Origin of the sequence: Thermoanaerobacter sp. X514, from assembly GCF_000019065.1 — a bacterium.
Taxonomy (GTDB): Bacteria; Bacillota; Thermoanaerobacteria; order Thermoanaerobacterales; family Thermoanaerobacteraceae; genus Thermoanaerobacter; species Thermoanaerobacter pseudethanolicus.
Window position 1 is genome coordinate 1,581,032 of the sequence record NC_010320.1, and the last position, 17,513, is coordinate 1,598,544.

19 protein-coding genes are annotated in these 17,513 nt (G+C 37.2%); all 19 read left to right on the top strand.

Annotation, left to right across the window (positions count from 1 at the left end):
• The first annotated feature begins 5 nt into the window (after positions 1-5).
• The 19 genes from sigF to TETH514_RS07950 all read left to right on the top strand — a co-directional run bounded on the left by sigF (position 6) and on the right by TETH514_RS07950 (position 17,513).
• A complete protein-coding gene (sigF, locus tag TETH514_RS07860) occupies positions 6-746 on the top strand; it encodes an RNA polymerase sporulation sigma factor SigF (RefSeq protein ID WP_003870636.1) in 741 nt (246 codons plus the stop codon).
• 61 nt (positions 747-807) lie between these two features.
• Positions 808-1,167 carry a dodecin domain-containing protein gene (locus tag TETH514_RS12755; protein WP_009052344.1) on the top strand — a complete coding sequence of 120 codons (360 nt, stop codon included), beginning with the start codon at positions 808-810 and terminating at the stop codon, positions 1,165-1,167.
• Between the two features lie 52 nt (positions 1,168-1,219).
• Positions 1,220-1,666 carry a stage V sporulation protein AC gene (spoVAC, locus tag TETH514_RS07870; RefSeq protein WP_003867999.1) on the top strand — a complete coding sequence of 149 codons (447 nt, stop codon included), beginning with the start codon at positions 1,220-1,222 and terminating at the stop codon, positions 1,664-1,666.
• 15 nt (positions 1,667-1,681) lie between these two features.
• Complete coding sequence (gene spoVAD / locus TETH514_RS07875) at positions 1,682-2,695, top strand: stage V sporulation protein AD (protein ID WP_003867998.1); 1,014 nt, start codon at positions 1,682-1,684, stop codon at positions 2,693-2,695.
• Between the two features lie 10 nt (positions 2,696-2,705).
• Positions 2,706-3,062: a stage V sporulation protein AE gene (gene spoVAE / locus TETH514_RS07880; protein ID WP_003867997.1), complete on the top strand. Its 357-nt coding sequence runs from the start codon at positions 2,706-2,708 to the stop codon at positions 3,060-3,062.
• 100 nt (positions 3,063-3,162) lie between these two features.
• Entirely contained in the window at positions 3,163-4,329 is a 1,167-nt protein-coding gene (locus tag TETH514_RS07885; protein ID WP_009052345.1) for a CCA tRNA nucleotidyltransferase, read from the top strand.
• A gap of 2 nt (positions 4,330-4,331) precedes the next feature.
• The gene (locus TETH514_RS07890) at positions 4,332-4,940 is read left to right on the top strand and encodes a site-2 protease family protein (RefSeq protein WP_009052346.1); all 609 of its coding nucleotides are present in this window, start codon (positions 4,332-4,334) and stop codon (positions 4,938-4,940) included.
• Positions 4,941-4,942: 2 nt separating this feature from the next.
• Positions 4,943-5,674 carry a ScpA family protein gene (locus TETH514_RS07895; RefSeq protein ID WP_012268718.1) on the top strand — a complete coding sequence of 244 codons (732 nt, stop codon included), beginning with the start codon at positions 4,943-4,945 and terminating at the stop codon, positions 5,672-5,674.
• Positions 5,664-6,170, top strand: coding sequence for an SMC-Scp complex subunit ScpB (scpB, locus tag TETH514_RS07900; protein WP_009052348.1), 507 nt, complete (start codon positions 5,664-5,666; stop codon positions 6,168-6,170). The genes TETH514_RS07895 and scpB overlap by 11 nt, the downstream gene beginning before the upstream one ends.
• A gap of 21 nt (positions 6,171-6,191) precedes the next feature.
• Positions 6,192-7,067 (top strand): DUF1002 domain-containing protein, encoded by an 876-nt coding sequence (locus TETH514_RS07905; protein ID WP_003867992.1) that lies wholly within the window; start codon positions 6,192-6,194, stop codon positions 7,065-7,067.
• Between the two features lie 277 nt (positions 7,068-7,344).
• Positions 7,345-7,962, top strand: coding sequence for a DUF2953 domain-containing protein (locus TETH514_RS07910; protein ID WP_003867991.1), 618 nt, complete (start codon positions 7,345-7,347; stop codon positions 7,960-7,962).
• Positions 7,963-7,968: 6 nt separating this feature from the next.
• Positions 7,969-8,415 carry a GerW family sporulation protein gene (gene ytfJ, locus TETH514_RS07915; RefSeq protein WP_009052349.1) on the top strand — a complete coding sequence of 149 codons (447 nt, stop codon included), beginning with the start codon at positions 7,969-7,971 and terminating at the stop codon, positions 8,413-8,415.
• Between the two features lie 501 nt (positions 8,416-8,916).
• On the top strand, positions 8,917-10,125 hold the full coding sequence (locus tag TETH514_RS07920) for a dicarboxylate/amino acid:cation symporter (protein WP_009052350.1): 1,209 nt from the start codon (positions 8,917-8,919) through the stop codon (positions 10,123-10,125).
• Positions 10,126-10,482: 357 nt separating this feature from the next.
• A complete protein-coding gene (locus TETH514_RS07925) occupies positions 10,483-11,793 on the top strand; it encodes a nodulation protein NfeD (RefSeq protein ID WP_009052351.1) in 1,311 nt (436 codons plus the stop codon).
• Between the two features lie 15 nt (positions 11,794-11,808).
• Entirely contained in the window at positions 11,809-12,798 is a 990-nt protein-coding gene (floA, locus tag TETH514_RS07930) for a flotillin-like protein FloA (RefSeq protein ID WP_009052352.1), read from the top strand.
• Positions 12,799-12,813: 15 nt separating this feature from the next.
• Positions 12,814-13,293, top strand: coding sequence for a hypothetical protein (locus TETH514_RS07935; RefSeq protein WP_009052353.1), 480 nt, complete (start codon positions 12,814-12,816; stop codon positions 13,291-13,293).
• 747 nt (positions 13,294-14,040) lie between these two features.
• Positions 14,041-15,180, top strand: coding sequence for a D-alanyl-D-alanine carboxypeptidase family protein (locus TETH514_RS07940; protein ID WP_038016495.1), 1,140 nt, complete (start codon positions 14,041-14,043; stop codon positions 15,178-15,180).
• Positions 15,181-15,265: 85 nt separating this feature from the next.
• Positions 15,266-16,237, top strand: coding sequence for a sulfide/dihydroorotate dehydrogenase-like FAD/NAD-binding protein (locus tag TETH514_RS07945; protein ID WP_009052355.1), 972 nt, complete (start codon positions 15,266-15,268; stop codon positions 16,235-16,237).
• Positions 16,230-17,513: an FAD-dependent oxidoreductase gene (locus TETH514_RS07950; RefSeq protein ID WP_009052356.1), complete on the top strand. Its 1,284-nt coding sequence runs from the start codon at positions 16,230-16,232 to the stop codon at positions 17,511-17,513. The genes TETH514_RS07945 and TETH514_RS07950 overlap by 8 nt, the downstream gene beginning before the upstream one ends.

A 17,513-nucleotide genomic window follows, 5' to 3' on the forward strand; every position in this document is an offset into this window, starting at 1 on the left:
ACTTTATGAAAGAAGGGAATTTTGAAAAAAGTGATGAGAATTTGGAATTGATAAGAGCAGCACAAAAGAATGATAAAGAAAGCTTGGAAAAATTAATTTTAGAAAATAGTGGCCTTATTTGGAGTATTGTTAAAAAATTTTCTAATAGAGGGTATGAATTGGAGGATTTATATCAAATAGGTTGTATAGGTTTTGTAAAGGCAATTCAAAAATTTGATGAATCTTACAATGTAAAATTGTCTACCTATGCAGTACCTATAATAATGGGAGAAATTAAGAGATTTCTAAGAGATGATGGATTAATAAAAGTGAGTCGTTCTTTAAAGGAGCTTTCTACAAAAGCTTTTTATGTTAAAGAGATTTTAAGCAATGAATTAAATAGAGAGCCAACTATTAATGAAATTGCTGAAAGATTAAATGTAAGTCCTGAAGAAATTGCTATGGCTTTTGAATCGGCTGCTACTGCTGAGTCATTATATGACAACGCAACTCATGACGAAGATGACAGGCTTTTAATTGAAATGGTGAGTGAAGAGGAAAAAGAAGTTGATATAGACGATAAATTAGCTTTACAGATGGTTATAAATAAACTTAAACCACGAGAAAAACAAATAATATTTTTGAGATATTTCAAGGATATGACGCAGATGGAGGTGGCAAGTGTTTTAGGAATTTCCCAAGTGCAAGTATCTAGAATTGAGAAAAAAGTTTTACAAAAACTAAGAAAAGAATTGGAAGAAGTGTAGTATTTTAACACAAATACTACACTTTTTTTGAATTAATTTTGCTTATCTTCACATACTAATAATGGCTGGTGAAATGAAAATGAAAAAGATGTTAATTATAATCGTGGCAATATTGCTAATTTTTGCTGTTAGCTATTTTTATATGCATAAAACCAATAAAAAAATACCTGACAGTGCTGATTTGGTATATAAGGGAGGAGGAAAAAGTATGGCAGTTGTTAAAGTTTTAAATGTAGTAGGAGATTCAACAGTGAGCTGGGAAGATGCAATACACAAAGCTGTAGAAGAAGCAGCTAAGTCTATTGACAATATATCAGGAATTGAAGTTGTCAACCAAACAGCTAATGTAAAAAATGGCAAAATAGTAGAATATAAAGCTAATATACAAATAGCTTATAGAGCAGATAAAGAATTAGATTGAAAATAAAGGAGCACCGTCTATGGTGCTCTTGTCATAAGAAAGGGTGAAATTAATGGAAAGAGATGTAAAAAAAGAGCAAGAATATAAAAACATAGCACAGAAATATGAGCCTAAACCTGCTTTGCTTAAAAACGTAGTAATGGCTTTTGTAGTAGGAGGATTGATAAGCGACATAGGGCAGTTCTTTTTAAATTTTTACCTATCAAGAGGTTATTCTATGCAAGATGCCAATACTCTTGTATCAATTACTATGGTATTTCTTGGAGCTTTTTTAACTGGAATTGGGGTCTATGACGATATAGGGAAGTTTGCAGGGGCAGGTTCTATAGTGCCAATAACAGGTTTTGCAAATTCTATTGTGTCACCGGCAATGGAGTTTAAAAGGGAAGGTTTTGTTTTTGGGGCGGCAGCTAAGATGTTTACAATTGCAGGACCTGTTATTGTATATGGTGTAAGTACTTCAATTATTATAGGTTTGATATATTATTTTTTGAAGTAAAAGGGGAAGTTAGATATGGCGGAGAAAAAATTAGGTACACAAACTGTTAAGTTTAAAAATCCTCCTTCTATAATAGCTGGAGGCACTATTGTAGGACCTAAAGAAGGAGAAGGACCTTTAAGAGATTATTTTGATATGATTTTAGTAGACGATACATATGGAGAAAAAAGTTGGGAAAAAGCAGAGTCAAAAATGTTTCAAGATGCTGTAAATTTAGTATTAAAAAAGGCAAACCTTAAAATTTCAGACATTGATTACCTGCTAGGTGGTGATTTGTTAAATCAAATTATAAGTGCAAATTTTGCTGCGCGACAATTGAATGTGCCACATTTCGGATTGTATGGTGCTTGTTCTACTATGACAGAGGGATTGACTTTAGGGGCTATGCTTATTGATGGAGGCTATGCTGACTATATAATAGCGGCAACTTCCAGCCATTTTTCTACTGCAGAAAGACAGTTTAGATATCCTTTAGAACAAGGCATTCAAAGGCCTTTTACTTCACAGTGGACGGTGACAGGTGCAGGAGCTACAATTTTAGCCTCCACAGGAAAAGGCCCTTATATTACCCATGCTACTACTGGCAAAGTTGTAGATTTGGGGATGAAGGATGCCAATAACATGGGAGCAGCAATGGCACCTGCTGCAGCAGATACAATTATCACTCATTTTAAAGATACAGGTTTTACAATAGAAGACTATGACCTTATTATGACGGGAGACATGGGGAGAGTAGGGAGAGATATACTTTTAGAGTTGTTGTATAAAGAGGGGTATGACATAGAGAGCAAGTATAAAGATTGTGGAATAGAAATTTTTGATGAATCACAAGACGTCCATTCTGGTGGCAGCGGTGCGGCTTGTTCTGCAGTGGTTTTGAATGGATGGCTGTTATCTCAAATACAAAATGGAGTCTATAAAAAAGTTTTATTTATGGCGACGGGAGCTCTTTTATCTCCTACCAGTAGCCAGCAAGGGGAATCTATTCCTGGGATTGCCCATGCTATTACAATATCGACAACATTATAAGGAGGTCAATATGGATTATATAAAAGCGTTTTTAATGGGAGGTTTGATTTGTGCTATTGCACAAATTTTGATTGATAAGACTAAATTAACTCCTGCAAGAATATTAGTAACATATGTAACATTAGGAGCAATACTTGGAGGTCTTGGAGTTTATAAAAAATTGATAGATATAGGTGGTGCAGGAGCTACAATACCCCTTTTGGGCTTTGGAAATTCTCTTGCCCAAGGTGTAATAAAAGCTGTTGAGAAAGATGGATTGATTGGAGTTTTTACAGGAGGATTGACAGCCACTGCCGGAGGAATTTCTGCTGCAGTATTTTTTGGGTACATTTTTTCTTTAATTTTTAATTCAAAGACTAAGAAATAAGTATAGGTTAATGAATTTTAACTTATACTTATTTTTTTATCTTTTCCTATGGTATAATATAAAAAGCAAGGAATTATTTTGTTGGTAAAAGGGTGATTTTTTGCGTATAGAGGTTAACGGAATAGATTTAATTAAACTGCTGAAGGAAATTTCTTCAAAAACAAAAATTAAATCTTATATTGTAGGTGGAGTGGTAAGAGACTTTTTATTAGGGGTTAAAAACCTTGATATTGATGTAGTAGTGGAAGGAGACGGTATTAAGTTTGCCTATACATTGCTTTCTTATTTAAAAGGTGATATTGTAGTGTATGAAGCTTTTAGGACTGCTACCTTAAGTTATGACAGTATTTCTATTGATGTTATATCTGCTCGTAAAGAATATTATGAACGTCCTGCTGCACTGCCAACAATCGAATTTTCAAATATATACGATGACATGGCAAGAAGAGATTTTACTATAAACACTTTGGCTTATGATGTAATAGAAGAGAAGATTTTGGATTATTTTAATGGATTAGAGGACTTAAAAAAGGGTTTCATTAGAGTCCTTCATCCTAAAAGTTTTATTGATGACCCCACCAGAATATTTAGAGCTATAAGATATGCTACTAGATATTCTTTTGAGATTGAAGAAAAGACACACAATTTGATGAAGGAATCAATAGAAAATATTAGACTTTTGTCTGCTGATAGAATAAGGAATGAGATCTTTTTAATTTTGAAAGAAAGTAAAGTCAAAGAAATGATTGAAAAACTTATTTCTTACGGTATTGATAAAGTTATTTTTGATGGAATTACACTTAATACTCAAAATCTCGATACAGTAGATGTAAATTTAGAAGTTGAATTATACAGATTTTTAGTGCTTTTTTACTACCTAAAAGAGAGTGATATTAATAAAATTGAAAAGAGGTTGCGAGTAAATAAAATTTATCTCAAAGCTTTAAAAGACTTGGTTTTTTTAAGAGAGCAACTCAATTGCCAAAATAAAAATATCAGAAAAATAAGAGAAACTATAGAAGAAACAAAAGAGGAAGTTTTAAGAGCTATTGAAGTAATGGAAGGAGAAAAAGCCGAAAAAATTATAAAAGGTAAATTGACTGTAAAGGGAAAAGACATAAAAAATTTAGGACTTCCTCCCAGTCCTTTATATGGGGAATTAATGGATAATGTGTTTGAGGCGAAAATTAATGGAATTATTGCTACAAGAGATGAAGAAATTGCATTTTTGAAAAAACTGATAGAAAAATTAAAGAAAGGAGAATAAATTTGATAGATTTTATAGATTTTTTATATAGAATACCTGCACTTCTTATTGCGATGAGTTTCCACGAATTTAGTCATGGTTATGTGGCAGATAAATTGGGGGACCCTACTCCAAGGCAAAGTGGTAGGCTTACATTAAATCCGTTGGCTCATATTGACCCCATTGGTCTTTTAATGCTTTGGCTTTTAAGGTTTGGGTGGGCGAAACCTGTTCCTATTAATCCTTTATATTTTAGAGATAGAAAAAAAGGTGTATTGCTTGTATCTTTAGCAGGCCCTCTTTCCAACGTCTTGTTGGCTATCGTTTCTCGAATATTGATGATAGCATTTAAAGATGTCCCAATATTGTATCCACTTTTATATCTATTGTACATTTACAATTTAGTTTTTGCTGTTTTCAATATAATACCTGTGCCGCCTTTGGATGGTTCAAAAGTATTGTGGAGTTTATTACCCCCAAGAGAAGCTTATATGATTTCTCAATATGAAATGTATGGGCAGGTTATTTTGCTCCTTCTTGTTTTCACTGGGGTTATAGGACAAATTATGGGGCCTCTTATGAATGCTTTGGACTCTTTTATAACTCTTATTTTAAAGCCTTTTGGGGTGTGAAGATGTACAACGTAAAATTAGAAGTGTTTGAAGGACCTTTTGATTTACTTTTTCACCTTATAGAAAAAAATGAAATTGATTTGATGGATATCCCGATTTCAGTTATTTTAGATCAATATATGGAATATATTAAAACTTTGCAGGAAATGGATTTAAATGTGGCATCAGAATTTATTGTAATGGCAGCTACTTTATTAGAAATTAAATCTAAAATGTTACTTCCCAAACAGAAGTTTGAGGGACAACAATTGGAAATGGAAGAAGTAGACCCAAGAGAAGAATTGGTAACTAAATTGATTGAGTACAAGAAATATAAAATTATTGCCCAGACTTTTAAAGAAATGTGCAAAATTGGTTCTCGTTTTTTTAGAGAAGAGCCTGAAGTAAAATACATAGATAAAAAAATTGCTTTTAACTACTCTAGTGAAGATATATATAAGGCGTATCTTAAAGTTATTTCAAAAAATAATGCCAAAGAAGATGAAATAGAAATAAAAAAAGATGAATATACTGTAGAGAGTAAGATTAAAGAGTTATTAGTGAAATTGGTAAAAAAAACTGTCCTTTGGTTTAGTGAATTTATTAAGAAAAGTCGGGCAAAAGGAGAAATTATTGTATCTTTTATTGCTGTTTTAGAGTTAGTGAGATTAAATAAAATTATAGCAGAACAAAAGACTACTTATGGGGATATACTTATTAAATCCTTTGGGAGAGGAGAAAAAAATGAGCAATGAAGGAAAAATAGAAGCTATATTGTTCGCAGCAGGGGGACCAGTAAAATTAAGAACCCTATGCGAAGTGGTAGGACTTTCTCAAGAGGAAATAGTAGATGTTGTAAATAAATTAAAAGAATATTACGACCGAGAAAATCGCGGTTTAGATATTATATTTTTTGAAGATAAAGTTCAAATGTGTACAAATGATAATTATGGAGAAATAGTTAGACAAGCTTTGGGATTAGAAATAAAACAAGGACTTTCTCAAGCAGCATTAGAGGTTTTGGCTATAATAGCTTATAATCAACCTATTACGAGGGCAGAAATTGAAAGAATAAGGGGGGTAAAAAGCGATAAAGCTATAAATACTTTGCTGGAGTATAATTTGATCAAGGAAAGTGGAAGGGCTTTATCTGCTGGTAGGCCAATACTGTACACTACTACAGAAGACTTTTTAAAGTATTTTGGAATTAAATCTTTAAAAGAATTGCCGCAAATCGAAATCACACCTTAAAAAAGGAGGAGGTTTTAATGTATGAAAAGAAGCATAGTGTCTTTACTTTTAATTTTAATAGGGCTTACTTTTACATTTCTTTCAACCACTTTTGCCTTTGCAAATGAAAAAGAGATAGTAAGTTTAGGTGCAGACCTTACTCCTAAACAACAGGAAGAAATGATGGAATATTTTGGGGTCAATCCAAACACGACTAAAGTTATCAAGGTTACAAATGAGGAAGAAAGAAAATATTTAAAGGGATTGGTACCTGATAAACAGATAGGTAGCAGAGCCATTTCTTCAGTGTATGTGAAACTTCTCCCACAGGGAGAAGGAATTATGGTTGATACTCACAACATAAGCTGGGTCTCTAAAGAGATGTATGCCAATGCAATGGTGACAGCAGGCATTAAAGATGCAAAGGTGGTAGTAGCTGCTCCCTTTGATGTATCAGGCACGGCAGCTCTTACAGGGATAATGAAGGCATTTGAAGAAGCAACAGGGGAAAAATTAAGTGACGAGGCAAAAAAGACAGCTAATGAAGAATTGGTTATAACAGGTACTTTAGGGGAAAAGATAGGAAAAGATAAAGCAGCTGAACTTATTCAAAAGGTTAAAGAAGAAGTAATTGCAAAAAAACTTGCAGATGAAAATGAGATTGCAAATGTTATAAGGGATATTGCTAAACAGCTTAACATTAAACTAACTGATGAGCAGATATCTCAGATTGTACAACTTATGAAAAAGATAAATCAACTCAATCTAAATGTTGAAATGATAAAAAAGCAATTAGAGAAAATAGGGGTAGATGTTGATAAAATAAAGAAGACAGTAGAAGAGAACAAAGGTATATTAAAAGCAATTTTAGACGCTATAAAAAGCTTTTTCGATTGGTTGGCATCCCTTTTTAAATAAAATGAAATGTTAAAAAAAGCAGGTGCTCTTTTATAAAGAGTTACCTGCTATATTTATATTATTATAAGTACAATTTTACATAGAAGTTTTTTACAATTGTACTTGCTATTTTTTTAAAAAGAGGTTATCATATATCAAGATACTATATTTTCTTTATATGGATAAAAATACAATATAGGCAGTTTTTAATAACTATCAATTTTTTTACCAAAACTATAATAAAGACCCAAATCTTGCTTAGAAAAGGCTTATAAACAGCGTGATATGAGGTGAAATGATGAAATATTTGTCTGTTGTTTTTATAATCCTTATTTTTTTGATTTTACTGTATTTTTTACCTCTTAAAATTAAAATAAAAGCGAATAAAGAGGAGAAAAATATTTCCCTGGAAATAGTAACTAATATATTTTTTGTAAATTTTTTGACCTTTAAATTACAGAAAGAGCCCGAAAAAGAGGAATTGTATTTTAAAGTTTTAGGTGTCAAGATACTTAAAAGTACAGGAGCAAAAAAATTAGAGAGAACTAAAAAAGAGGGAAAATTTTCAGCTTTAGATATAGAGTATAAAGATTTTTTTAAGATTATAGAACTTTTAAGAGATGTGTTAAAAGATACTGTTGTTTATAAATTTTATTTAAATGTAAAAATTGGCTTAGAAGATGCAGCTTGGACTGCTATATTGAGCGGTTCTTTATGGGGCGTAATATATACAGCTCTTATGCCGATATATAATAACGCTACCTTTACTACTGCACCAGAGCTTTATATCACGCCTTGCTATGGTCAAAATAAGTTAGAGGGAAATTTAATTTGCATATTTAAAATAACCTGTGGTAATATTATTATTAATGGAATAAAGTTTTTGGAGTTTTTGGGTAGTTTAAAGGGGAGGTGAAAATAAATGAGTGACCACCCAATCGATGCATTGATGAAAACGACTATGGAAAGCTTAAAAGACATGATAGATGTCAATACAATAGTAGGAGATGCTGTAGAAACTCCTGATGGAACGATAATAATCCCTATTTCCCGTGTGACCTTTGGCTTTGTCGCTGGAGGCGGTGAAATTAACTTGCCAAAGAATGATAAAAAAGGTACAGAACAAGATTCATCTCAAAGCATGCCATTTGCAGGTGGCAGTGGTGCAGGGGTTTCTGTACAACCTGTTGCCTTTATGGTGGTTGGACAAGGGCAAATCAGACTCTTGCCAGTTACTCAAAGTGCTATGTTAGAGAGAATAATAGACTTGACGCCTAAATTGATAGAAGAAATACAAAACTTGTTCAATAAAAGTAAGTCGACAAAAAAGACACAAAATCCAATAATAAATAACAATGTTGATATTTAAAAAGTGGGAAACCCCACTTTTTTGTGTATAAAGCATTCCTTTTGTATTTTTAAAAAACATGCCTTGCTTTGAGTTATCATTAAATTCCACATAGATAAGATAAAATCTGAGGTAATCAATAAGTTCAAAAGGATTTCTTGTGTTATATTTCTGTACGAGAAATTTAACCGTCTCACGTATTTTTTGTTGTGTACAGCATATTTTTAAACAAAATCTTCTGCAAGACAAATAAAAACATGGAAGAGATACCATAAGAGCCTTCCCACTCAGTAAAGGTTCATGCCCTAATAAGAAAAACAAGCATAACAGGAAAGCGTTGATTTAAGATATTTCAGGGGTTGTCGTTAAAAATTATCCTACGTATCTTGACACCATCGTTTAATAATTTATCATTGACAATGTATAGTAGTGCCTGGTATAATGTGTAAAAAGGGTTTGGGAGGAGGTAGAATTTTAACTAACTTTATTGTGACGATACAAAAATGAAATGGGGGTTAACTGGTGAAAGTGAAGTTTGGCATCGCAACCAAAATCTTTATCGCTCTAATTGTCGGTGTCTTTGTCGGCCTTTTACTTACACCGGCTCCCGATGTGGCCAGTACTTACATTAAACCCTTTGGAGAGCTGTTCCTCAACCTCATCAGAATGATGGTAGTGCCGCTGGTCCTTTCCTCGCTGATAGTGGGAACGGCCAGCCTCGGCGATGTTAAGAAATTGGGTAGAATAGGAGCCAAGACTATTGCATATTACCTCCTCACCACCGCCCTTGCCATAACCATTGGCATCATTCTGGCCAATATCATTAAGCCCGGCACGGGTATAACGCTGCCTGTGGAGGAAGTGGAGATCAAAGGAGAGCCTCCTTTGATAACTCCTGCGGATCTCGTCCCGTCAAACCCGGTAAAGGCAATGGCCGAAGGCAATATGCTCCAGATCATAGTGTTTGCCATCTTCTTGGGAATAGCCATTACCTTAGTCGGTGAAAAGGGCAAACCGGTCCTAGACTTCTTCAACAGCCTAGCTGAGATCAGTTATAAAATAGTCTGGATAATCATGGAGTACTACGCACCCATAGGCGTTTTTGCACTTATTGTACCCGTAGTTGCCGATCACGGTCCATCGCTACTCCTTCCTCTGGGGAAGCTAATAATAACGGGCTACCTGGGTTTTGCCATCCAACTCTTTATGGTATACTCCGCTCTGGTCTGGATATTTACCAGGATGAACCCTGTCAAATTCTTTAAAAGCGCCGCACCGGCGATGCTGACGGCCTACACCACCAGCAGCAGTTCGGGGACCCTGCCGGTCACCATGGAGGTGACGGAAAAGAAGCTGGGCGTTTCAAAGTCCATCTGCAGTTTTGTGTTGCCGCTGGGTGCCACTATTAACATGGACGGTACCGCCCTTCACCTGGGGATCTCCGTTCTGTTCACCGCCCAGCTTTACGGCGTCGAGCTCTCGCTTTCGCAACAGTTGGCAGTACTACTGACCGCCACTATGTTTTCCATAGGGACTGCCGGAGTCCCCGGCGTGAGCATCTTTTTCCTCCCAGCGATACTGCAGACGGTGGGTCTGCCTCTGGGGAGCATAGCACTCATAGCGGGAATAGACCGCATCCTGGACATGGGCGGGACCTTGGTCAACGTGACGGGTGATATGGCCGGTTCGGTGGTGATAGCCGCTACCGAAAAGGAACTTAACCGAACTTAACCGGTTCTGTACGGGCAGGTAGATATGCAGTAAATAATGGTAACAGGGAAATTGAAGAAGCTGAAGATGAAGCAGTAATCAGGAACGTAGATGAATATCCCGAAGCTGAAGATAAAAATGAAGTAGCTGAAAACGGAGAACGAGATGTTTTTTATATCCTTATTGCGGCGGAGATCGAGAGTACGGTCCTACTGTAGAAACTATATCCGAAACCAGGGGGTAAAAACGCTAGATATTATAATAGGCACTCACTCATAGATATATTTAACCGCTCTAAATTGTGATATAATTAAAACAATAAAGGGCTTGAAGAAACGTCAGTTGTTAACCAAAAATTAAGCAATAGAGGGTGGTCCGGTGAGATCCAGGGTAGGAACTTTTGTTATTTTTCTAATTACGGCTTTATTGTTTTTTTCGCTTTTTACAAACGTTTCAGGTTTGCCGAAGGAAAAGGGAGAAGTCCTTTTCGTACCAATAAGGGGCACGGTGGACCCTGGCATGGCCAAATTTGTAAAGAGGGCCGTTGAAGAAGCAAAGGAAACAGAAGCAGCCCTTTTGGTTTTCGAAATAAATACGCCCGGGGGGCTGGTGGATGCCGCCGTTGAGATAAGTCAGACCATTCTGAACTCCCCCGTGCCGACGGCGGCCTATGTCAACAGCCAGGCCACGTCGGCGGGAGTGCTGATTGCCATTTCCTGCGAAAACCTATACATGGCTCCCGGCTCCACAATAGGCGCGGCGGAGACGGTACCCAAAGAAGAGAAAACCATATCCTACTGGAGGTCGAAGCTGGAAGGTGCTGCGGAGAGAAGAGGAAGGGACCCAAGGATTGTTGCGGCTATGGCCGATGCCGATGTGGAAATAGAGGGTTTAAAGGAAAGGGGAAAAATTCTTTCCCTTACCGATAAAAAAGCTCTGGAACTGAAACTGGCCGACGGTATCGCCGCCGACAGGAAGGAACTCCTGACCGTCCTTGGAGTCGGTGACAGGGACGTAAAAGAGGTAAAGCCATTTTTTTCAGAGAGGATTGCCAGCTTCGTGACCAGCCCCTTTGTGGCTCCGATGTTCCTCACTATTGGGTTCATAGGGATTATCACCGAAGTCCTGACCCCGGGTTTCGGGGCACCCGGTCTTATCGGTATAATCTCCCTGGTGCTGTTTTTCGCTGGTCACATGATAGCAGAACTTGCCGGCTGGGAATCGGTCATATTCTTTCTGGCCGGCCTGATCCTGCTCACCGTCGAAGCCCTGATGCCGGGGTTTGGCGTTTTCGGGTTGCTGGGCATAACAGGTATAATCACTGGTATAGTAACGGCTTCGGCCACCGTGAAGCAGGGTCTTATAACAGTCACCATATCCATGGTGGTAAGCATGGTCATCCTCGCCTTCCTCATCAGGAGGCTGGCCCGGTCGCCGCTTTTCGACCGGCTGGTGCTCTTTTCGCGGCTGGATAAATCTTCGGGATACTCCGCCACTGAGGAAAGACATGAATTGATAGGGCGTACGGGAGTGACGATTACCCCGCTCAGACCCGCCGGCATAGCTGATTTCGACGGCATTAAACTGGACGTGGTGTCCGACGGAAAATTTATAGAAGCCGGCGAGAGGGTAAGGGTGGTAAGGGTCGAAGGCATCAGGATCGTGGTCGATCAGGATTCATTAAAATAAAAGGAGGGGTTTATTTTGACAGAATTCATATTTTTGCTGGTAGTAATCGGTTTAATTTTCGTTTTCTTATCGGTTATTTTAAGTTTCATACCTCTGGGTCTTTGGATCTCGGCCTTGGCGGCGGGAGTTAAAATCGGTATTTTTACCCTCGTAGGCATGAGATTAAGGCGCGTTCCGCCGGATAAGATAGTGAAACCGCTGATCAAAGCCATCAAAGCAGGGCAGGATGTGGAAATAAACAAGCTTGAGGCCCATTACCTGGCCGGGGGTAATGTGGACAAGGTCATAGATGCCTTGATAGCGGCCCAGAGGGCGAACATCTCCTTGGAGTTCGAGAGGGCGGCGGCCATAGACCTGGCGGGGCGGGATGTGCTGCACGCCGTTCAGATGAGTGTAAACCCTAAGGTCATCGAGACTCCGGTAGTAGCTGCTGTAGCCAAGGATGGCATCGAGGTGAAGGTAAAAGCACGGGTTACCGTGAGGGCTAATATCGACCGGTTGGTGGGCGGTGCCGGTGAGGAGACCATAATAGCCCGTGTGGGCGAGGGTATTGTTACTACCGTGGGCTCATCCAATAGCCATAAAGAAGTGCTGGAAAACCCGGACTCTATTTCAAGGACTGTGCTGAATAAGGGTCTTGATGCCGGAACCGCCTTTGAGATTTTATCAATAGACATTGCTGACGTGGATGTGGGAAGGAATATCGGTGCGCGGCTTCAGATCGATCAGGCCGAAGCCGATAAGCGGATTGCCCAGGCCAAAGCCGAGGAGCGAAGGGCTATGGCCGTGGCGAGAGAACAGGAAATGAAAGCTATGGTTCAGGAAATGAGGGCGAAGGTGGTCGAGGCGGAGGCCGAAGTTCCCAAGGCTATGGCCGAAGCTCTGCGCACCGGAAAGATCGGAGTTATGGACTATTACAACATGAGAAACGTTATAGCCGATACCATGATGAGGGAATCCTTCTCAAAACTGGGGCAGGAGAGGCAGCAGGAGGAAAAAGAATAAAGGCGGTGAGTCTTCGTGGATTTTGATAACCTTTTATCCTTGATCGTTTTTGTATTTTTAGTAGCCAATTGGGTGCGCAAGCTGCTGGGCAGGAAGCAAAAGCCCGGCAGACCCCGGAAGATTCCAGTAGGAACACCTCAATTGGGGGAAGAAATTAAATCCTTTAATGATGCCTTTCCGAAAAAGCCAGAATATGCTTCTGAACCCATTGCAGGAGTAAGTGCAGCGGACGAACCCTATAACGGCCTTGAATCGAATATTAAAACAGAGTCTGGATCTAGTTTTGAAGATTACGAATTCGAATCCGAACTAATTGGTGAGGGCGAAATGGAAAACTATATGCCCCATAGACAGGCGGAAGTAGGGCAGGAACCGATAGTGCTTACCAAAAAAGAAAAGCAGCTCTTCGCCCGTGAAGAGGAAATTATAAAGGGTTTCTTATTCCATGAGCTATTCGGCAGCCCCCTTTCCAAAAGGGTTCATTCCGGCCGTTGAAGGAGACAAGGAAAGCCTCCATACTTTACAGAGGCTGGACGTGTTCAGAAAGGTAAGGGATGAAATTAAAATCAGGTTAAAGGGTAACAACACCATGCAAAAAGAAAAAATTAAAAAAATTGTGTAAAGTACAAGTTCGTAAAAAAGAGGCTTTTATAGCCTCTTTTCTGTGTGCGCCCAGCATGGGTGATAGCTAGACTGAGGGGATAAGATCGAGACAGTAACTTGTTAATTTTCGGCGAAGGTAGGCTTATCTTGGGAAAATAATTTTTGCCGCGATATCATAGATGACAAATATATTAGCTTTCTACATAATAATACAGCTTAGAAGTTACAGCATGAGTGACATAGCTTATAATATATGAATTTTAAAGGAAATTTTGGAGGAACAAAGTATCACTGTATCATTGTTGACTATAAAAAAATCTAAACCAAAAGCTTGAAGGGACAACAGTAAAAGAATACATTGAGCAAAAGAAAAAGCAGCTATGCAGAGATATAAAATATAACAAGTACAGCTCCTTTTTTCCCAAAGAGGTATAAGATAATTAGTTTATGGGTAAAATAAAAACACCTCATATTCCTATTTATAACACTAGAGTTTAGTAGTATGAGGTGTTTTAAACGAAGGCAAATTTTTTTTTGGTGCCCAAATATACTAAACTAAAAATTGACAAAGTCAATATTGATGTGGAAAAGAAGCATCATAAGTGAGGTGTAAAAAACTATAACTATAACATGTATAAAATGAAAAAATTTGTGCTTTATCTTTTTATTTTGCTGTATTTTATGTCTTCTGTAAAAGTGTATGCTGAGAGCTATCCTTCTATCTCTGCTAAAGCAGCAATTGTAATGGACCAAGAGACAGGGAGAGTGTTATATGAAAAAAATCCTCATGAAAAGCTGCCAATGGCAAGCACCACAAAAATAATGACTTTATTGGTGGCTTTAGAAAAAGGTAATTTAAATGATATTGTAACTGTCAGCAAGAGGGCTGCAAGTGTTGGAGGTTCGTCTATTTGGCTTTCGCCAGGAGAAAAAATTGATATGGAAAGCTTGCTTTATGGACTTATGCTAAACTCAGGGAACGATGCTGCCACAGCTATTGCAGAACATATAGGTGGTAGTGTAGAAAATTTTATCGAAATTATGAACCAAAAAGCAAGGGAAATAGGGGCATATAATACACATTTTGTGACACCTTCTGGTTTAGATATTGGTATTGATGACCATTATACTACCGCTTATGATTTAGCCTTAATAACGAGGTATGCTTTTAGATATCCTAAATTTGCAGAGATTGTATCAACAAAAGAAAAGACAATTCCTTGGGAAGGGAAAGAATGGGATAGATATTTGAGGAATAAAAATAAGCTCTTATGGATATACGAAGGAGCCGATGGGGTAAAAACTGGATTTACTAATAAAGCAGGTAGGTGTCTTGTATCTTCTGCTACAAGAGATGGAAGGAGATTTATTGCAGTTGTTTTAAATAGTCCTCCTATGTGGGAAGATTCCATGAAAATATTAGACTATGCTTTTTCAAAGTACAAACCCTATAAAGTTTTAGAAAAAGGGGAATTAATTAAGAAGATAAAAGTAGAAGGTGGAAAAGAAAATAGTGTATCGGTTGTAAGTGAGAGAGAATGTATCATTCCGGCATTAGAAGATGAGAAGCAGGATGTGAATTTAGAATTTCATTTTCCCAAAAGTGTGAAAGCTCCTGTTGAAAAAGGTGAAAAAATAGGTTATGTGACAGTAAAAATAGGAGAAGAAAAAATTTGTGATGTTAATTGTGTAGCCTTAAAGAAGGTGGAACAAGAAGATTTTGGTTACAATTTTCAAAAGATAATAAAAAATTGGTTAAAGGTGCTAAATCCCTCTTGAGTATAACTCAAGAGGGTTATTTGTTTTGTAATAGTTTTTAAGTTTAAAGAATATTTTATTAGTGTGAAATTGGAGGTGAGATAAATTGGCAAATAGATTAGAATGCATTGACGCAGGTACCGATTATTGCCCTTGCTATTTGGCTGAATTAAATGAGTGCATAGTATGTTCACAACTTCAAGGGAAAAATTTTTGCGATTGTAATTGGCGAGGAGTTTGTATTTTTCAGGAATTTGTTTGGGCAGGATACAAGGCTAAAGCTACCCGCAGCACGATTTTTTCTAAAGTATTAAAAAGGGAAGAAATTAACGAAGAAGTTATAATTTTGACTCTTAAAGTACCAAATAAGATGGCACGAGATTTGAATGAACCAGGTTCTTTTGTTTTTTTAAGAGGAATTTCAAGCCCACCTTTTTTTGATACTCCAATGTCAGTAATGTATGCAGACGAGCTTGAAGGAATAATCAAGATAGCTATACAAGTAAGCGGTCCAAAGACAAAATTGATTCAAAAAGCTGAGGAAGGAGAAGAGGTCTATTTAAGAGGGCCTTATTGGAATGGACTTTTAGGTTATAGGTATATTAAAGGAACTCACAATTCTAAGGCTTTAGTTGTTTTGAGAGGAATTGCACAAGCTCCGGGGGTAATTGTTATTTCAAAACTAATAAACAACAAAAACAAAGTTATTGCTATTGTAGACAAGGGAAAAGTAGGAGTGAATTTTATAAATGACTATTTGAAAGAGTTTAATATAACGATAATTGAAGCAGAACTTTTAAGTGAGGAAGGACAAAGAATTTTAAAGGAGTTAATTAAAGATAAAGAGATAACGGTTGTATATAGTGGAGGTTCTGATGAACAGCATGTGAATATTTTAAATTATTTGGACTTATATAATCAAGAAGCCTATTTAGCGGTTTCAAACAATAATACCATATGCTGTGGTGAAGGAATATGTGGTAGTTGTGAAGTTCAGATAGGAGACCAAAAAGTAAGAACCTGTAAGGTTCAAGTGGATATTAGAAAAGCTTTGGAAAGGAAGATGTTACATGGTTAAGGTTGTTGTAATAGGTGGAGGTTGGGCTGGTTGTGCAGCTGCTTTAACAGCTCGAAAAGCAGGAGCAGAAGTAGTGCTTTTAGAAAAGACTGATATGCTTTTGGGATGTGGACTTGTGGGAGGCATAATGAGAAATAACGGGAGGTATACTGCTGCAGAAGAACTTATATATTTAGGAGGAAATGAACTTATTGAAATAACAGACAAGGCAGCAAGACATATAAATGTAAAATTCCCTGGTCATGCTCATGCAAGTCTGTATGATGTGACAATGGTGGAACCAATGATTAGAGAGACGTTACTTGAAAAAGGTGTTATTATTAAATTGATGGCGAGGGCTACAGATGTGGTAATGGAAAACAGCAAAAGAATAAAAGGAATAGTTTTAGCAGATGATACTATAGAGTATGGAGATGTTTTTATAGAGACTACTGGTTCTACAGGACCTATGGGTAATTGCCTAAGATATGGAAACGGATGTGCTATGTGTATTTTAAGATGTCCTTCTTTTGGCCCTCGAATTAGCATAAGTTATAGGGCAGGGGTAGAAGACCTTTTAGGAATGAGGGCAGATGAAGTTTATGGTGCTTTTAGTGGTTCATGTAAATTAAATAAAGAATCTTTAAGCAAAGAGATAAGAGAAAAGCTAGAAAGAGATGGAGTAGTAGTATTGCCTGTGCCTAAAGAAGATATTAACATGGAAAAATTGAATTTGAAGGTGTGTCAACAATATGCATTGCCAGAATACGCGGAAAATGTTATACTATTAGATACTGGTTATGTAAAGCTCATGACTCCTTTTTATCCATTAGAAAAACTTAGAAAAATTCCGGGCTTAGAAAGAGCACGTTATGATGACCCTTATTCTGGAGGAAAAGCTAATTCTGTAAGATATTTGTCAATGGCACCACGAGATAATACAATGAAAGTTATAGGTTTAGATAATTTATTATGTGCAGGAGAGAAGTCTGGCTTGTTTACTGGGCATACTGAGGCAATGGTGACAGGATGTCTTGCTGGACATAACAGTGTAAGATTAGCTCTTGGCATGCCTCTTTTGGAGTTACCGAGGAATTTAGCTTCTGGTGATTTGATAGCATATGCTAATGAAAGCATAAAGACGAAAGAAGGCTTGAAAAAGAGGTATACTTTTGCAGGGGCAGAATATTTTGAGAGGATGAAACAATTAGGCCTTTATACTACTGATACCAACTTGATAAAAGAAAGGATCATGAGAAATAATTTATTAAAAATTTATGACGAAAAACTTGTATAA